Origin of the sequence: Kribbella sp. NPDC003557 (assembly GCF_040610805.1) — a bacterium.
Lineage (GTDB): Bacteria > Actinomycetota > Actinomycetes > Propionibacteriales > Kribbellaceae > Kribbella.
On the sequence record NZ_JBEXMY010000003.1, the window covers coordinates 731612 to 747818 of the forward strand.

Consider the following 16207-nt stretch of genomic DNA (forward strand, 5'->3'; position numbering starts at 1 on the left):
CGCCAGTGTTTGTCTGTTTCACGCGGGCACCACGATAGGTTCGGCGATCACGTCGTCGATCAACCGGGTGCACCATTGCAGCAGCTCCTGGTCGCGGAGCGGCTGCCCGCCGATCTGCCTGGTCGCAGGTCTCGGCACCAGAATGGTATGCAGTTGCGGCTTCACCAGACTCTTCGGGTACAGCCTGTTCAGCCGCAGCACCTTGGAGTCGGGCAGCTCGACCGGCCCGAACCGGATCATGTTTCCCTGCAGGGTGACGTCGTGCAGCCCCGCCCGGCGGGCGTGGTTGCGGAACTTCGCCACCTCGATCAGGTTCAGCACGGCCTGCGGGATGTCGCCGTAGCGGTCGTGCAGCTCCTCGACCAGCTCGGCGATGCCCTCGTCGTCGCGGACCGCGGCCAGCCGTTGGTACATCTCCAGCCGCAGCCGCTGCGACGGGATGTAGTCGTGCGGCAGGTGCGCGTCGATCGGCAGCTCGATCTTGACCTCGGGCTCCTCGGCCTGGGTGTCGCCGCGGTACTCCGCGACCGCCTCGCCGACCAGCCGGACGTACAGGTCGAAGCCGACGTCCGCGATGTGCCCGGACTGCTCGCCGCCGAGCAGGTTGCCGGCGCCGCGGATCTCCAGGTCCTTCATCGCGACCGCCATACCGCCGCCGAGGTCGGCGTGCTGCGCGATCGTGGCCAGCCGGTCGTGGGCCGTCTCGGTGAGCGGCTTCTCCGGCGGGTAGAAGAAGTACGCGTACGCCCGCTCGCGGCCGCGGCCGACCCGGCCGCGGAGCTGGTGCAGCTGGGACAGGCCGAGCAGGTCGGACCGCTCGACGATCATCGTGTTCGCGTTCGAGATGTCGATCCCGGACTCGACGATGGTCGTGCACACGATCACGTCCGAGCGCTTCTCCCAGAAGTCCTGGATGACCTGCTCGAGGGTGTGCTCGTTCATCTGGCCGTGCGCCACGCTGACCCGGGCCTCGGGGACGAGCTGGCGGATCCGGGCGGCGGCCTTCTCGATCGTGTTCACCCGGTTGTGGACCACGAAGACCTGGCCCTCGCGGAGGAGTTCACGCCGGATCGCCGCGGTCACCTGGTGCTCGTCGTACGCGCCGACGAAGGTCAGCACCGGGTGCCGCTCCTCCGGCGGAGTGGCGATCGTGGACATCTCGCGGATCCCGGTGATCGACATCTCCAGCGTCCGCGGGATCGGCGTCGCGGACATCGTCAGCACGTCGACCGCGGTCCGCAGCCGCTTCAGCTGCTCCTTGTGCTCGACGCCGAACCGCTGCTCCTCGTCGACGATGACCAGGCCGAGGTCCTTGAACGCGACCTCGCCGCTGAACAGCCGGTGCGTGCCGATCACCACGTCGATCGACCCGTCGGCGAGACCGTCGACGGTGGCCTTGGCCTCCTTGTCGGTCTGGAACCGCGACAGCGGCGCCACGTTCACCGGGAACGCGGCGTACCGCTCGGCGAAGGTCGCGTAGTGCTGCTGCACGAGCAGCGTCGTCGGCACCAGGACGGCGACCTGCTTGCCGTCCTGCACCGCCTTGAAGGCCGCCCGGACCGCGATCTCGGTCTTGCCGTACCCGACGTCACCGCAGACGATCCGGTCCATCGGCATGACGCGTTCCATGTCGTGCTTCACGTCGTCGATGGTGGACAGCTGGTCGGGCGTCTCCACGAACGGGAACGCGTCCTCCAACTCGCGCTGCCACGGGGTGTCCTTGGCGAACGCGTGGCCCTTGGTGGCCTGGCGCGCGGCGTACAGCTTGATCAGCTCGCCGGCGATCTGCCGGACCGCCTTGCGGGCGCGGCCCTTGCGCTTGGCCCAGTCACCGCCGCCCATCTTGTCCAGGGTCGGCTGCTCGCCGCCGACGTACCGGGTGACCTGGTCGAGCTGGTCGGTCGGCACGTACAGCCGATCGCCGGGCTGGCCGCGCTTGCTCGGCGCGAACTCGATCACGACGTACTCGCGGGTGGCCTTCTGGGACCCGGTGCCGACGGTGCGCTGCATCATCTCGACGTACCGGCCGACGCCGTGCTGCTCGTGGACGACGTGGTCGCCGGGCTGCAGCTCCAGCGGGTCGATCGTCTTCTTGCGGCGCGACGGCATCCGTTGCTGGGAACGGCGTTCGGCCGCCGAGCGCTGGCCGGCCAGGTCGTTCTCGGTGAGCACGGCGAACTTGATGCCGTCGGCAATGAACCCGTGGTCGAGCTGGCCCTGTGAGATCAGCACGACACCGGGCTCGGGAATCTCCTCGATGCCCTCGACCGCACGCGCCGGCAGCTCGGCCTCGGAGAACACCTCGGCCAGGCGCTGCGCGGGACCGTGGCCCTCGGTGACGCAGACGACCCGCCAGCCGTCCCGCAGCCAGCCGCGGATGTCCTCGGTCGCCGCCGCCGTCTCGCCGCGGTACGGGTCGACCTCGTGAACGGCCAGGATCCTGCTGGTGACCGCACCGGCCTCGGTGTCGATGTCGAACGCGACCCGCTCGCCCATCGAGTCCCGCAGCTCGGGCTCGTCGGTCGGCGCGGCCGCGAACGGCGACAGGCTCCACCAGGCCAGGCCCCGGCCGAGCGCCTGCGACCGGACGTCGCCGAGCGACATGTACGCCGCCGCGCCCAGGTCGATCGGGGCCTCACCGCCACCGGCGGCCGCGGCCCACGACGCCTCCAGGAACTCCTGGCTGGTCGCGACCAGGTCGTGTGCCCGGGCCCGGACCCGCTCGGGGTCGCTGACGACCACGTGCGTGCCGGCCGGCATCAGGTCGACGAGCAGCTCCATGTGGTCGACGAGCACCGGAGCCAGCGACTCCATGCCCTCGACCGCGTGCCCCTCGGCGAGCTTCTCGAACAGCTCGGCCAGCTCGGGGTGTTCCTTGGCCAGGACGGCGGCCCGGGAGCGGACCTCGTCGGTGAGCAGCAGCTCGCGGCACGGCGGCGCCCACAGGCCGTGCTCGGCGATCTCGAGCGAGCGCTGGTCGGCGACCGCGAAGTACCGGATCTCCTCGACGTCGTCGCCGAAGAAGTCGACCCGCAGCGGGTGCTCCTCGGTCGGCGGGAAGACGTCGATGATGCCGCCGCGGACCGCGAACTCGCCGCGCCGCTCGACCAGGTCGACCCGGTGGTACGCCGCCCCGGCGAGCCGCTCGACGACGTCCTCGAGCTCGACCGTGTCGCCGACGTGCAACTGGACCGGCTTCAGGTCCGCGAGGCCGGCCACCTGCGGCTGCAGGACGGACCGCACCGGCGCGACCAGGATCTTGATCGGGCCGGTCGTCTCGTCGGACGGGTCCGGGTGGACGAGCCTGCGCAGGACGGCGAGCCGCCGGCCGACGGTGTCGGACCGCGGGCTGAGCCGCTCGTGCGGGAGGGTCTCCCAGGCCGGGTAGTACGCGACGGTGCCGGGCTCCTCGACGAGGCACTGCAGGGCCTCGGTGAGCTCCTCGGCCTCGCGGAAGGTGGCCGTGACGGCCAGCACCGGGCGGCCGGCGCCGTTCTGCGCGGCGGCCAGCGCGGCCAGCAGGACCGGGCGCACCGGCGTCGGCGCGCTCAGGTCGAGTGTCGTGACCCCGTCGTTGCGGGCGTCACGGACGGCCTCGGCCACCACCGGATCGGTGATCAGGGTGTCGACCAGACCGCTGAGCTTCACGAGTTGTACTTCCCTTGGGTGGACTCGAGGCCGTCGGTGAGCAGGGACTCGACCGCGTCCGCGGTCCGGTCGACGGCGAACGGGAGATCCTTGCGTTCGGCCGCGGAGAACTCGTTCAGGACGAAGTCGGCGGGCGCCTGCCGGCCCGGCGGACGACCCACACCGAACCGAACTCGATAGTACTCACCGGTGCCAAGTGATTTGCGCAGCGATTTCAGCCCGTTGTGGCCGTTGTCGCCGCCGCCGAACTTGCAGCGCAGGACCCCGAAGTCGATGTCCAGCTCGTCGTGCACGACGAGCAGGTTGGCCGGGTCCAGCTTGAAGAACTTCAGCAGCCCGGACACCGGGCCGCCGGACTCGTTCATGTACGAGCGGGGCTTGGCCAGCACCGCCCGCAGGCCGCTGATCCGGGTCTCGATCACCTCGGCCTTGACCTGCTTGCTCTGCTTCCACTTCGCCCCGGACCGGGCGGCCAGCTCGTCGGCGACCAGGTGCCCGATGTTGTGCCGGGTGCGGGCATACGAAGGGCCGGGATTCCCCAGTCCGACGACCAACCACACGTCGTCCGCCACGGATCCCGGCCCTCCCGAAGATGTCTGGTGCTGCGGCAGAGACTACTCGGCCGCCGCGGCCACCGGCTCCTCGGCCGCCGTCGGCTCGTCGCGCTCGATCCCCGCCTCGGCCTCGGCCTCGGCCAGCTCGCCCTCGACCTGCTCGGCGGTCGGCTGCGCGGTGACGTTGACGATCAGGGTGTCGGGCTCGATCGCCAGCGTGGAACCGGACGGCAGGGTCAGGTCGGACGCGTGGATCTGGGCGCCGATCTCCAGGCCCTCGATGGAGACGACGATGCTCTCCGGGATGTGGGTCGCCTCGGCCTCGACCAGGACCGTCGCGTGCTCGGTGACGACCAGCGCGTCGGAGACGGCCTCGCCCTCCAGGTGCACGGCGACCTCGACCTGGACCTTCTCGCCACGCTTGACGATGACCAGGTCGACGTGCTCGATGAAGCCCTTCAGCGGGTCGCGCTGGACCTGCTTCGGCAGCGCGAGCTGGGACTCGCCGCCCTCGACCTCGATCAGCAGCAGGGCGTTGGCGGTCTTCAGGGCCAGCATGGTGTCGTGACCGGGCAGCGTGATGTGCACCGGGTCACTGCCGTGGCCGTACAGGACAGCGGGAACCTTGTTGTCCCGGCGGATTCGGCGGGCAGCACCCTTGCCGAACTCAGTGCGCGCTTCGGCTTGGATCTTGACCTCGGCCACGAGATGACACTCCTCAAAAGCGTTGCGGTGATCTGTTGTCTGGATAGAACTCGGCTGCGGCCTCAGCGGGCGCCTGCTGACCCCGAGAAGGCGTCAGGCAACGAACCACCGCGTCGATCACGGAGCCGCGCCCAACAGTTCCGGGGGGCGTCCCTCGCCGAGGCAACCAAAACAGTCTACCCACGAGCCTGCCCAGACGGGAAATCCGTCGAGCAGAGGCACTTTGCTCCCGGTCCGACGAGCCTTCCGGTGACCCCTTTTCACCGCCGAGGGTCAGCTGAGTCTGGTCCAGACCTGTCGGAGGGCGCGGGCCGCGTCGCCTTCGAGGCCGGCGGCGTCGAGGGTCTCGGCGAGTTCGTCGAACTCGGGGCCCCAGCGCCATGCGACGCCGCGGAGCTGCTCGGGCAGGCCGGGGTCCTTCAGGGAGCCTGCGTCCGCCCGGGTCTGCTGCGCGATCAGCGCCTCGGTGACCCCGTGCTTCTCGGCCAGCTGGAACGCCAGCACCGCCAGCGCCGCCTTGCCCTTGTTGTAGAGGGCGTACGACGACTTGGCCGCGCTCGCCGCGCCCGGTTCGGAGCCGACCACCATCGGTGTCACCGCCGTACCGGCCCACAGCCCGGCGGCGGTCTCGGCTGCAGCGCCCGACAGCATCAGGTGCGTCGGACTCGGACCACCGGTCGGCGGCGGGCCGACCACGCCCGCGTCGACGAACGTCGCGTCCGGTACGGCGGATCGCGCCGCCTCCAGCGACGCCGGGGACAGCGGGTTCGCCTCGACGTACACACCGCGGAAGCCCGCGCCGCCGACCTGCCGGGCGATGTCGACGGCGCCCTGCGGCGCGCAGGAGCACAGGATCGCCTCGGCGGCACCGACCGCGTCGGCGAACGGCGTACCGATCAGCCCCGCCGCGTCGGCCCGCGCCTTCGACGCCGCGCTCCGCCCGTCCGGGACCCAATGCACCTCGTGCCCCGCGGCGACCAACTGTGCCGCGAGCTGGGAACCCATGGCGCCGGGGTGGAAGACCGCGATTCGCATGGGCTCAATCTAGTGCCCGCCGAGATAGGCGAGGACGGCGAGCACGCGGCGGTGCTGTTCGTCGTTGGTGAGCAGGCCGAGTTTCGCCAGGATGCTGCCGACGTGCGTCTCGACCGTCCGGTCGGTGAGGAACAGCCGGCGCCCGATCCCGAGGTTGGTCAGGCCTTCGGCCATCAGGGCGAGGACGTCACGCTCCCGCGGCGTGAGCGGCGCGAGGCGGTCGTCCGTACGGCGCCGGCCGATCAGGCGGCCGACGACCTCGGGGTCGAGCGCGGACCCGCCGGCGGCCACCCGGTCCAGCGCGTCGAGGAACTCGTCGACCGCGAGCACCCGGTCCTTGAGCAGGTAGCCGAAGCGGCCGGTCGCCACCAGGTCGACCGAGTGCCGCGTCTCGACGTGCTGGGACAGCAGGACGATCCCGAGCTCCGGGTTCAGCACCCGCAGCCGGCGCGCGGCCCGGGCGCCGTCGTCGGTGTGGTCCGGCGGCATCCTGATGTCGATGACGGCCAGCTCCGGCGACGTCTCCGCGACCACGGTCATCAGGCTCGGCGCGTCCGCGGCGAGACCGGCGATCTCGTGCCCGGCATCGGCCAGCAGCCGCGCCAGTCCTTCCCGGAACAGCGCGGAGTCCTCACCGATCACGATCCGCACGGCAGCACCGCCTCGACCGTCGTACCGCGGCCGGCCGGGCTGCGCAGCTCCAACGAACCGCCGACCGCCGCGACCCGGTCCAGCAGGCCGCTCAGCCCCGATCCCGGCCGCGGCGCCGCTCCCCCGCAGCCGTCGTCCTCGATCCGGACCCGTACCTCGCCCGTCGAGCGGGCCACCCGGACCGCGATCGACGTCGCGTTCGCGTACTTGGCCGCGTTCGTCACCGCCTCGGCCGCGACGAAGTACGCCGTCGTGGCGAGCTCGTCGGGCAGATCCGCCGGGACGTGCAGGTGCACCGGGATCGGCAGTGACTGCGTGATCGCGGACAGCGCCGCTCCGAGCCCGTCGTCGAGGCTCGTCGGACGGAGCCCGTGCGCGATCTGCCGCAGCTCGGCGACCGCCGTACCGAGCTCCGCGACCCCTTGGTCGAGCAGCCCGTCGACGTCCACGGTCCCGTCCCCGAGGTGCCGCTGAGCCAGGCGCATCGCCATGCCCAGCGAGACGAGCCGCTGCTGTGCACCGTCGTGCAGGTCGCGCTCCAGCCGCCGCCGCTCGGCATCACCCGCCTGCACCAGCCGGGCCCGGCTCGCCTCGACCTCTCGCAGCGCACTGCTGAGCTCGGCGCGCAGTCGCGTCACCTCGACCAGACTGGCAGCCCCGGCGGCTACAGCCTTCAGTACGGCGGGACTGCTCGACTCGGACGCCAGTACGCCGATCTGCGTGCCGCCCAGCATCACTGGAACCAGCTGTGCGCCGCCAACCGGCCTGCCGGTCGCGTCGACGAACCCTGACGTACCCGGGATGAGCAGTCCGACCTTCAAGCCCGGATCGCGCAGAGCTGTGCGCAGCGCCGACTCGAGCTCCTCCGGCTGCGCCTGCTCGCCGTGGATCCGCCGCTGCAGGTCCTCGATCGCCTGCAGCGCAGCACGTCGCGGCGGGTAGAGCCGCCGGTCGATGATCCGCTGCAGCCGGACGCGCAGCGGTGCGAGGAGCGCGGCGCAGATCGCCGTGGCCGCGGCGGCGACGATCGCGGAGTCGCGCCCCAGGACGAGGCCGAGCGAAACGGCCGCGACGACGTACGTGCCGAGCAGGACGACCATCACGATGCCGTAGCTGACCGTGTCGGCGAGCACACGGTCGACGTCGTACAGATCGTGGCGGAGCATCGCCAGTGCCACGGCGGCCGGCAGCGAGACGAGCGCGACGACGCCGAAGACGGTCGCGACGATGCCGCTCGAGCCGGTGACGACGATCTCGGCCAGGCAGACCAACGGATAGAGCACGGCGGCCAGGCCCGCGAGCCCCAGCCACTTCACCTGGGCCCGGACCTGACCTGTCGAGCGACGGAACCGGATCGCCAACGGCACAAGGGCCGCGAGGCACAGCAGGAGGAATCCGAAGAACACGACGTCGCTCGTGACCCGGAGTGCTCCGGTCAGGGCGGCGTACGGGCGCGGCCAATCCTCCAGCGGTGGCAGGAAAGGCTCGGCGGCGAAGGCTCCGAACACCTGCTGGGCGATACCCAGGACGACCAGCGCGACCGGCATCGGCCACCACTGCGGGCCGACCAGCCTCCCGGTCGGGAAGTAGAGCAGCAGGAACGCGACCCCAACCAGCAGCCACCAGCCGCTCTCGCTCAGCCAGGCCACGACCTTGGTGTCCAGCGGCAACCGGTCGTGGACCGCGGCGTTGTAGTACACGTCCCGGCCGGCCAGGAATGTCACGATCGCACCGATCCAGCCCAGGATCGGGCCGACCGGGTTCGCCGGTTCACGCCGGGCGACGGCCAGACCGAGGGCCGCGATCGCGAGGCCGAGCGCGGCCAGTCCGGCGAAGTTCCGCAGCGTGTGCGGGCCGGTGCGGTAGGCGACCAGCAGCCAGGAGCTCCCCGCCACGATCGTCAGAACGAGCAGGAAGGTCCCGAGCGCGACCCACCGCGGCCACCGCATGCCGTCAGGTTAAGTCCGGACCGCCCGGAATGGCTCCGGGCCAGCACGGAGACGGATCTGGGTGCCCGCTCCGATGTGTCACCGCACCCCCGGGACGTTCGCTGGAGCTGTCCGATTTCTCCAGGGGAGGCTTCCATGTCCACCGAAACCGTCCGGCCGGACGTCGTACCGGCCGCCGACCGGGTCACCCGCCGCCGCATCGGCGCGATCGGCGTCGTACTCACCGTCAGCAACCTCGTCGCCACGCCTGGCGGAGTGCTCTGGCCGGACCCGTCCGGAGGCGGCGAGACCTACACGTACGCCGACATCCAGCCGCTGCGGGACCGCTGGTGGGGCCTACTCGTCGTACTCAGCATCGGCGGGCTGCTCGGAGTCCCTGCGCAGGCGTTCCTCACCGCCTACCTGGTCCGCGCCCGCGGCGCCGCCTGGGCGACGGTCGGCGGTCTGATGATGTGGATCGGGATCGCCTGCCAGGCGGTCGGTGTGGCCGGGCTCGCGACGGCGTACTACTTCGCGACCGGCGTCGACGCGGCCGCCGGTACGGCAGTGATCGACAGCGCGAACGACGACCTGCTGCACCTGTTCGGGCTGATGCTGGCCGGTGCGCTGCTGGCCGCGCTCGGCACGGTCGTCCAGGTGGTCGGGCTGTGGCGGTCGCACACCGTGCCGTGGTGGGTGTCCGCGCTGGTGCTGTTCATCGTGATCAGCTTCGTGGTCCCCGGCAACGGATGGGTCGGGCTGGTCGTCCAGGTGCCGATGGCGGCCGGCGCGATCGCGATCGCTTACTACGCGTGGCGCCGTACGTCCGAAGCCGTGCACACCTGAGGCGAACCATTGCCACGCCTGGAGGCCGGGTGCAGCGTGGAAAGACAACCGTCTCTGGGGAGGGACTCCGATGAGTGAGAATGCAATGGGGCGCAGGCAGGCGCTCAGGGGTGCGGGGATGGCGGCCGGTGGTGTCGCGATCGTCGGACTGGGGGCCGCTACGCCGGCGCTGGCCGACAGTGACAACGGGTTGCTCGGGAGCTGGATGTGCGTCCGGCAGGACGACGGGTCGCCGGACAAGATCCGGGTGGTGGTGAGCTTCGCGGCGGGCGGCGTCATCGTGACGCACGACATCAGTCCGGCCGGGCCGCCGTTCACCGGGACCTGGGCACGGCACGGGAAGTCGTTCCGGGCGACGTTCTGGACCGGGTTCCCGGGTGAACAGGGGCCGGAGTCGGTCGGGCCGACGGCGCGGGTGCGGCTGTGGGGCTCGCTGTCGCACGGCAAGCTCACGGCGGCCTACCGGTTCACGGTGTTCGCGCCGGGGAGCACGACCCAGGTCATAGAGACCGGCACCGGAAAGCTGACCGGCCGCCGTATCGACGCCTGACGCCGCGCCGACCTTCGAGCGGATATCCGCTCGAGCTGGGGGTTCTTCGCTGGTGTGCGAGCGGAGAACCCCCAACAGGCGGGGTTGTCCCCGCCTGTGAACGGCGGGTCAGGCCCGGCCGTCGAAGAGGCTGGTGACCGAGCCGTCCTCGAAGACCTCGCGGATGGCCCGGCTGATCAGCGGCGCGATCGACAGCTCGGTGAGCTTGTCGAAGCGGCGCTCCTCGGCGATCGGCAGCGTGTTCGTGACGATCACCTCGCTGGCCTGGCAGTTCTTCAGCCGGTCGACCGCCGGGCCGGACAGGATCGCGTGCGTGGCCGCGATCACCACCCCGGCGGCACCCTCGGCGTACAGCGCGTCGGCGGCCTTGGTGATGGTGCCGGCGGTGTCGATCATGTCGTCGACCAGGATGCAGACCCGGCCCTTGACCTCACCGACGACCCGGTTCGCGACCGTCTCGTTCGGGCGGTCGATGTCGCGGGTCTTGTGGATGAAGGCCAGCGGCGCGTTGTTCAGCCGCGCCGACCACTGCTCGGCCACCTTGATCCGGCCGGCGTCCGGCGACACCACGGCCAGCTGCTGGTCGCCGTACTTCTCCGCGACGTACGAGCTCAGGATCGGCAGCGCCATCAGGTGGTCCACCGGGCCGTCGAAGAAGCCCTGGATCTGCGAGGTGTGCAGGTCCACGCAGATCAGCCGGTTCGCGCCCGCGGTCTTGAACAGGTCGGCCATCAGCCGGGCCGAGATCGGCTCCCGGCCGCGGTGCTTCTTGTCCTGCCGCGCGTAGCCGTAGAACGGGAGCACCACGGTGATCCGCTTGGCCGACGCCCGCTTCAGCGCGTCGACCATGATCAGCTGCTCCATGATCCACTCGTTGATCGGCGAGGTGTGGCTCTGGATCACGAAGGCGTCGCTGCCCCGGACCGACTCCTCGAACCGGACGTAGATCTCGCCGTTGGCGAAGTCGTACGCCTGGGTCGGGACCAGACCGGACCCGAGCTCCTCGGCCACCTCCTCGGCGAGACCGGGATGCGCCCGGCCGGAGAAAACCATCAGGTTCTTCTCGGTGGTTCGTTTCATCCCGCTCATCTCGCCCGCGCCTCCCGTTGTCCTCGTCCTCAGGCCTGCTGGTCCGGCTGGTCCGCCGGCTGCTCGGCGAGCGCCGCCTCGGCCGCCGCGGCGGTCTTGGTGCCGGCCCGCTTCCGCGCGACCCAGCCCTTGATGTTGCGCTGCCGGCCGCGGGCGACCGCGATCTCGCCCGGGCCGACGTCCTCGGTGAGCGCCGTGCCGGCCGCCAGGTAGGCGCCGTCGGCGATCGTCCGCGGCGCCACCAGCACCGAGTTGCTGCCGATGAACGAGTGCTTGCCGACGTGCGTCGGGTGCTTCGCGACACCGTCGTAGTTCGCGAAGATCGTGCCGGCGCCGATGTTGGCGCCCTCGCCGATGGTCGCGTCGCCGGCGTACGTCAGGTGCGGGACCTTGGCGCCGTCGCCGATGGTGGAGTTCTTGGTCTCCACGAACGTGCCGATCTTGCCCTTCACGCCGAGCTTCGTGCCCGGGCGCAGGTACGCGAACGGGCCGACGCTGGCGCCGTCGCCGATCACCGCGCTCGACCCGTGGGTCCGGATGATCGTCGCGTTCGCGCCGATCTCCAGGTCCGTCAGGGTGGTGTCCGGGCCGATCGTCGTGCCGCTGCCGACCGTGGTCGCGCCGTGCAGCTGCGTGTTCGGCAGCAGGGTGACGTCACGGGCGACCTGGACGGTCTGGTCGACCCAGGTGGTGTTCGGGTCGACGATCGTGACGCCCTCGCGCATCAGGCGGGTGAGCGTCCGGCGGTTCAGCTCGGCGCGGAGCGTGGCGAGCTGGACGCGGTCGTTGACGCCCTCGGTCTGCATCGCGTCGCCGGTGACGTGCGAGCCGACCCGCTTGCCGTCGGTGCGGGCGATGCCGATCACGTCGGTCAGGTAGAGCTCGCCCTGGGCGTTGTCGGTGGTCAGCCGGCTCAGGCCGTCCCGCAGGGTGGCCGCGTCGAAGACGTAGATGCCGGCGTTGATCTCGTCGATCGCGCGCTGCTCCGCGGTGGCGTCCTTGTGCTCGACGATGGCCGCGACGGTGCCGTCCGGCCCCGGCACGATCCGGCCGTAGCCGGTCGGGTCGGGGACCCGCGCGGTCAGGACGGTGACCGCGTTGCCTTGCTTGTCGTGGTCGGCGATCAGGTCGAGCAGCGTCTCCGCCTCGAGCAGCGGGACGTCACCGGACGTGACGACCACCGACCCGTCGAAGTCGGCCGGTACGGCGGTCAGACCGGCGCGGACCGCGTCGCCGGTGCCCAGCTGCTGCTCCTGGACGGCCGTCCGGGCCTCGGGGTCGACGGCCTTCAGGTGCTCCTCGACCAGTTCGCGGCCGTTGCCGACCACGACCACGAGGTGTTCGGGGCTGAGCGCCCGGGCGGTGTGCACGGCGTGCCCGACGAGACTGCGCCCGCCGATCTCGTGCAACACCTTCGGGGTCGCCGATTTCATCCGGGTTCCGAGCCCGGCGGCCATGATCACGACCGCCGTGGGGCGATGGGAAGTCACGCGGTCTTCTCCTCGAGTTCCCTGCGAGTTCTTTCAACAAGTATCAGCACGGGCACCCGAAACAGCGCCCGCGCAAGCCTACTTGCTCTCCGGACGGCCCCTCGCACGGGGACGGCGAGATCGATCTCACCCTCCCCGGCACCGCGCGTAGACCGTCCGGTGACTCTCAGTGCTCCTCATGGTCGGCTTCACCGCGTTTCCAGTACCCCCATCGAAATTAGGGCAGCCTTACTTAACAGCGGACGAGCCTGCGGTTGCGGGGCGTCGGCGTATATCGCGGCCTTCCGTCGTACCTTCGGCCGGACGCCGGGGCAGATCAGCGGCTGAACGCGGCCAGCGCGGCGAACGGGTCCTGCGCCGAGGCGGCGGACATCCCGACCGTCCAGACCCGGTCCTTCGCGACCGCGACGCCGGTGAGCGTGCCGGTCGCGGCCTTCGGCGCGGGGGCGGCGACGAGCTTCGACCCGCTCAGCTGCAGGACGTACGGCGTCGCAGTCTGGTTGTCCGCGAACCGCTCGCCGACGACGACCGGGCGGTTGTTGCGCAGGGCAACGTCGTACAGCTGGGCCATACCGGCCGGGACGGCGACCTCGGTCCACTTGGTGCCGTTGTAGTGCATGGCGAGCGGAGCGATGCCGGAGGTGTACTGGACGCCGACGAGCCAGATGTTCTTCGGGCCGGCGGCGGCCATACCGGTCGGGATGCGGGAGCCGTCGGTGGGTAGATCCTTGACCAGCGTCCAGCGTTTTCCGTCGAAGTGCGCGAGGCCGGCGTTGAGGCCCAGCCAGGCGTTCTTCGCGGACAGGACGGTCAGCACGTTGCCGTTGACGGAAACTTCCAGACCGGCGTTGAGTGCTTGCCACTTTCCGGCGGCGTAGCGGTAGACGACGGCGCGCTCCTTGCCAGCGACGTTCGCCCAGCCGGTGACCCAGGCCGACGCGTCCGGCGCGATCACCACGTCGTCGAACGACCCTGTGGGTACGGCGGGAGGCTTGACGACCTGCCACTTGGTGCCGTTCCAGTGCAGGGCCAGTGGTTTCGGCTTGTCAGGGTTGGCGCGATCCTCGCCCACCGCCCAGACGTTCTTCGCCGTACCGACCGCGACGCTCTCCAGGGTCGCGTTGGTCGTGACCGGTTGCGCGGTCGCCTTCCAGGTCTTGCCGTCCCAACGCATCGCCAGCGGACGCTGGTCCCGGAAGTCCTGCTTCTGGTCACCACCGACCGCCCAGGTGCCGCCGGCGCCGGTGGCCACGTCGTTGAACGTGGCCGGCTGCCGATCCGTCGCGGTCGTTGTCCAGCGCAACGATCCGTCCGGTGCCGGCTGAGCGGCGGCGGGTGCTGCGGTCAGCACGGCGGCGGTCAGTGCGACCAGGATGCTTGCTTTTCTCACAACGAATCCCCTCCGAGTCTGCGTCTCGTACACCCCTCTCGACGCTGCAACTCCTCCGCTGCGTTACACGCGGTTTTCTGCAACCCTGGACGGCATGGCGCTCAGACTCGGAGCAATCGTCCTGAACGTACCGTCGACCGGCCCCTCCGCGGACTTCTGGCGCGAGGCACTCGGCCTCACGCCCGACGACAACCCGGACTTCCTCGTCCCGCCACCGGGCACACCGCCGACCAGGGTCCATCTCGACAGCACCGACCGCACCCACTTCGACCTGTGGGTGGACGGCTCCTCGACACCGGAAGCGGAAGTGGAGCGGCTGATCGGCCTCGGCGCCGAGCGAGTCGAGGACTGGAGCTATCCGCCCGACGCCGACTTCACCGTCCTCAAAGCCCCCGACGGTACGGTCTTCTGCGTCATCGACTGAGCAGTGCGGCGACCTGCGGGCTGTTGAACAACTTCGCCGTCAGGGGCGCGTGACTGTCGCGGTCGTACGGGTCGTCGTCGTGGGCGTTGGCGATGATCAGCGAGTAGGCGCAGCGGTAGAGCAGGAGCTGATCGGCGTCGTAGCCGAGGCCGGCGGCGAACGCCGCGTCGTACGCGGCCTCGATCTCGCGGACCCGGGGCGACCAGAGGTCCATGACGCTCGCGGTGGCCGCGGCCTCGAACACCGGGTCGCCGGCCATCGTCAGCAGCCCGAAATCGAGCAGCGTCACCGGGCGCAGGTCGTCGTCGACGAGGATGTTGCCGGCGGTGACGTCGCCGTGGACGAGCCGGGGCTCGGGCTCCTTCAGCTCGGCCAGCAGGCGCAGCAGCGCCTCGAGTTTGGCGTCGAAGTCGTCGACCAGCCGCGCGTCGAAGCGAGCCGCCCGGCGCCGGACGAGACCGGTCAGCGCCTCGCGCCACGACACCCCTCCCGGGCGGAACGGGTCGGTCTCGTCCAGGACCGACGTACGGCGAAGCACGTCCGGCGCCTCGACCTGCGCCAGCGCCTCGACCACCTCGACGACGCAGTCCCGCACGCGTGCCCACCCTGGTGCACCGAACTCCGGCGCGACCTCGTACAGCGGGACACCCGGCAGCTCCTCCTCGACCGTCACCCAGTACGGGCCGGGTCGATGCAGGCTCAGGATCTTGGGTGTGCGGTACGGCAGGCCTTTGAGCTCGGCGTACAGCTCCGCCAGCGTGCGGAGCTCGGTCTCGCCCGCGTGGAACCAGATCTTCGCGACCTTCTCGTCGCCGAGCCGGTAGACCGCGCCTTGCATCCCGATCGCGAGCTGGTCAGGATCCCGGAACCCCAGCAGGTGGAGCTGTTCCTGCAGGAAGGCGTCGGACAGCGGCATGCCGAAAGACCTTAGCGGCGGGCCGGGGTGCTGTCGTCCGATTTTGTCGGTGGGGCCTGAAACCCTTGCGTGCATGGGTGATTCGCTGGTCGACGTCGGTGGCGTCACGCTGTTCGTGCGGGAGCTGGGGCGGCGGGGCGAGGGGCCTTCGGTGGTCGTGATGCACGGCGGGCCTGACGTCGGGCATGGGTACCTGGTGCCCGGCTTCGAGCCGCTGGCCCGCGACCATCATGTGGTGCTGTTCGACTTCCGCGGGTGCGGGCGGAGCAGCCGCGGGTTACCTGACGACGAGCTCCAGCCGGAGTTCGTCATCGAGGACACGCACCGGTTGATCGACCGGCTCGGGCTCGGCGTGGTCGACCTGGTCGGGTTCTCGACCGGCGGGCGCGCGGCAATCCAGTTCGTCGACAAGCATCCGGAGCAGGTCCGGCGCTTGGTGCTCGCGTCGACCTCGGCGTACTCGTCCGCGGACGCGGCTGTCCACCTGGCCGGCTGGGACGAGTACCAGCGCCGTCAACGGATCGAGGACGAGGCGGACGGCGCCCTGCGCAACTCCACGGTCTTCGTGTGGGACCTGGACCGCGCACCGGCGTACCTGCGGTTGCTCGAATCCCTCGGCACCGACCTCGGCGACTGGTCCGAGGAACGCGCGATCCAGGGCCTCATGCACCCGTGGTTCACCGGCGACCCCGAGCAGATCCTCCGCACGTTCGCCAAACCTGTCCTGATCCTGCACGGCGAGAAAGACATGGGTTTCCCCGTCCAACTGGCCCACCGCCTCCACCAAGCCGTCCCCAGCCAACTGACCGTCATCCCCGACACCGCCCACATGTGCCACTTCGAACAACCCGAAACCTGGTCCCACCACATCCACGAGTTCCTGGACAGTTAGGGAGGCGGAGCTTGGAAGAGCGGCAGCAGGTATGGGTCCGCGCCACGAGACGTCCGCTCCCTCTGACATCCCCCGAGTCTCCCGTAGGC

Annotated in this window: 14 protein-coding genes; 4 read left to right on the forward strand and 10 right to left on the reverse strand. The window is 70.6% G+C overall.

The window, feature by feature from the left end:
* Positions 1 to 18: 18 nt before the first annotated feature.
* From mfd to ABZW60_RS15460, 6 genes are all read right to left on the reverse strand, one after another.
* A complete protein-coding gene (gene mfd, locus ABZW60_RS15435) occupies positions 19 to 3648 on the reverse strand; it encodes a transcription-repair coupling factor (protein WP_355477156.1) in 3630 nt (1209 codons plus the stop codon).
* Positions 3645 to 4220: an aminoacyl-tRNA hydrolase gene (pth, locus tag ABZW60_RS15440; RefSeq protein WP_355477158.1), complete on the reverse strand. Its 576-nt coding sequence runs from the start codon at positions 4218 to 4220 to the stop codon at positions 3645 to 3647. Before pth ends, mfd begins: the two co-directional genes overlap by 4 nt.
* Before the next feature lie 42 nt (positions 4221 to 4262).
* A complete protein-coding gene (locus ABZW60_RS15445) occupies positions 4263 to 4907 on the reverse strand; it encodes a 50S ribosomal protein L25/general stress protein Ctc (protein ID WP_355477160.1) in 645 nt (214 codons plus the stop codon).
* 273 nt (positions 4908 to 5180) lie between these two features.
* Entirely contained in the window at positions 5181 to 5942 is a 762-nt protein-coding gene (locus ABZW60_RS15450) for a DUF1932 domain-containing protein (RefSeq protein ID WP_355477162.1), read from the reverse strand.
* 9 nt (positions 5943 to 5951) lie between these two features.
* Positions 5952 to 6593, reverse strand: a complete 642-nt coding sequence (locus tag ABZW60_RS15455) for a response regulator transcription factor (RefSeq protein WP_355477164.1) — start codon at positions 6591 to 6593, stop codon at positions 5952 to 5954.
* The gene (locus tag ABZW60_RS15460; protein ID WP_355477166.1) at positions 6581 to 8542 is read right to left on the reverse strand and encodes a histidine kinase; all 1962 of its coding nucleotides are present in this window, start codon (positions 8540 to 8542) and stop codon (positions 6581 to 6583) included. Before ABZW60_RS15460 ends, ABZW60_RS15455 begins: the two co-directional genes overlap by 13 nt.
* Before the next feature lie 135 nt (positions 8543 to 8677).
* Between ABZW60_RS15460 and ABZW60_RS15465 the strand changes: the two genes are divergently transcribed.
* Entirely contained in the window at positions 8678 to 9367 is a 690-nt protein-coding gene (locus tag ABZW60_RS15465) for a hypothetical protein (protein WP_355477167.1), read from the forward strand.
* 70 nt (positions 9368 to 9437) lie between these two features.
* A complete protein-coding gene (locus tag ABZW60_RS15470; protein ID WP_355477169.1) occupies positions 9438 to 9917 on the forward strand; it encodes a hypothetical protein in 480 nt (159 codons plus the stop codon).
* A 108-nt stretch (positions 9918 to 10025) separates the two neighbouring features.
* On the opposite strand, the gene ABZW60_RS15475 is transcribed toward ABZW60_RS15470, so the two are convergent.
* From ABZW60_RS15475 to ABZW60_RS15485, 3 genes are all read right to left on the reverse strand, one after another.
* Complete coding sequence (locus ABZW60_RS15475; RefSeq protein ID WP_355477171.1) at positions 10026 to 11006, reverse strand: ribose-phosphate diphosphokinase; 981 nt, start codon at positions 11004 to 11006, stop codon at positions 10026 to 10028.
* A 29-nt stretch (positions 11007 to 11035) separates the two neighbouring features.
* Entirely contained in the window at positions 11036 to 12496 is a 1461-nt protein-coding gene (gene glmU, locus ABZW60_RS15480; RefSeq protein ID WP_355477173.1) for a bifunctional UDP-N-acetylglucosamine diphosphorylase/glucosamine-1-phosphate N-acetyltransferase GlmU, read from the reverse strand.
* A gap of 316 nt (positions 12497 to 12812) precedes the next feature.
* Complete coding sequence (locus ABZW60_RS15485) at positions 12813 to 13886, reverse strand: hypothetical protein (protein WP_355477175.1); 1074 nt, start codon at positions 13884 to 13886, stop codon at positions 12813 to 12815.
* Positions 13887 to 13980: 94 nt separating this feature from the next.
* On the opposite strand from ABZW60_RS15485, the gene ABZW60_RS15490 reads away from it, so the two are divergent.
* The gene (locus ABZW60_RS15490) at positions 13981 to 14310 is read left to right on the forward strand and encodes a VOC family protein (protein ID WP_355477176.1); all 330 of its coding nucleotides are present in this window, start codon (positions 13981 to 13983) and stop codon (positions 14308 to 14310) included.
* On the opposite strand, the gene ABZW60_RS15495 is transcribed toward ABZW60_RS15490, so the two are convergent.
* Positions 14300 to 15226 carry a phosphotransferase gene (locus ABZW60_RS15495; RefSeq protein WP_355477178.1) on the reverse strand — a complete coding sequence of 309 codons (927 nt, stop codon included), beginning with the start codon at positions 15224 to 15226 and terminating at the stop codon, positions 14300 to 14302. The genes ABZW60_RS15490 and ABZW60_RS15495 overlap by 11 nt on opposite strands.
* Before the next feature lie 73 nt (positions 15227 to 15299).
* Here ABZW60_RS15495 and ABZW60_RS15500 point away from each other — a divergent pair, with 73 nt between their 5' ends.
* Positions 15300 to 16118 carry an alpha/beta hydrolase gene (locus ABZW60_RS15500; RefSeq protein WP_355477180.1) on the forward strand — a complete coding sequence of 273 codons (819 nt, stop codon included), beginning with the start codon at positions 15300 to 15302 and terminating at the stop codon, positions 16116 to 16118.
* The last annotated feature ends 89 nt before the right edge of the window (positions 16119 to 16207 follow it).

What these genes read in the sequence shown, in the direction of transcription:
- ABZW60_RS15490 (WP_355477176.1), top strand. Translation starts at nt 13,981, where the DNA reads ATGGCGCTCAGACTCGGAGCAATCGTCCTGAACGTACCGTCGACCGGC.
- ABZW60_RS15475 (WP_355477171.1), bottom strand. Translation starts at nt 11,006, where the DNA reads ATGAGCGGGATGAAACGAACCACCGAGAAGAACCTGATGGTTTTCTCC.
- ABZW60_RS15450 (WP_355477162.1), bottom strand. Translation starts at nt 5,942, where the DNA reads ATGCGAATCGCGGTCTTCCACCCCGGCGCCATGGGTTCCCAGCTCGCG.
- ABZW60_RS15460 (WP_355477166.1), bottom strand. Translation starts at nt 8,542, where the DNA reads ATGCGGTGGCCGCGGTGGGTCGCGCTCGGGACCTTCCTGCTCGTTCTG.
- ABZW60_RS15470 (WP_355477169.1), top strand. Translation starts at nt 9,438, where the DNA reads ATGAGTGAGAATGCAATGGGGCGCAGGCAGGCGCTCAGGGGTGCGGGG.
- ABZW60_RS15465 (WP_355477167.1), top strand. Translation starts at nt 8,678, where the DNA reads ATGTCCACCGAAACCGTCCGGCCGGACGTCGTACCGGCCGCCGACCGG.
- ABZW60_RS15500 (WP_355477180.1), top strand. Translation starts at nt 15,300, where the DNA reads ATGGGTGATTCGCTGGTCGACGTCGGTGGCGTCACGCTGTTCGTGCGG.
- ABZW60_RS15495 (WP_355477178.1), bottom strand. Translation starts at nt 15,226, where the DNA reads ATGCCGCTGTCCGACGCCTTCCTGCAGGAACAGCTCCACCTGCTGGGG.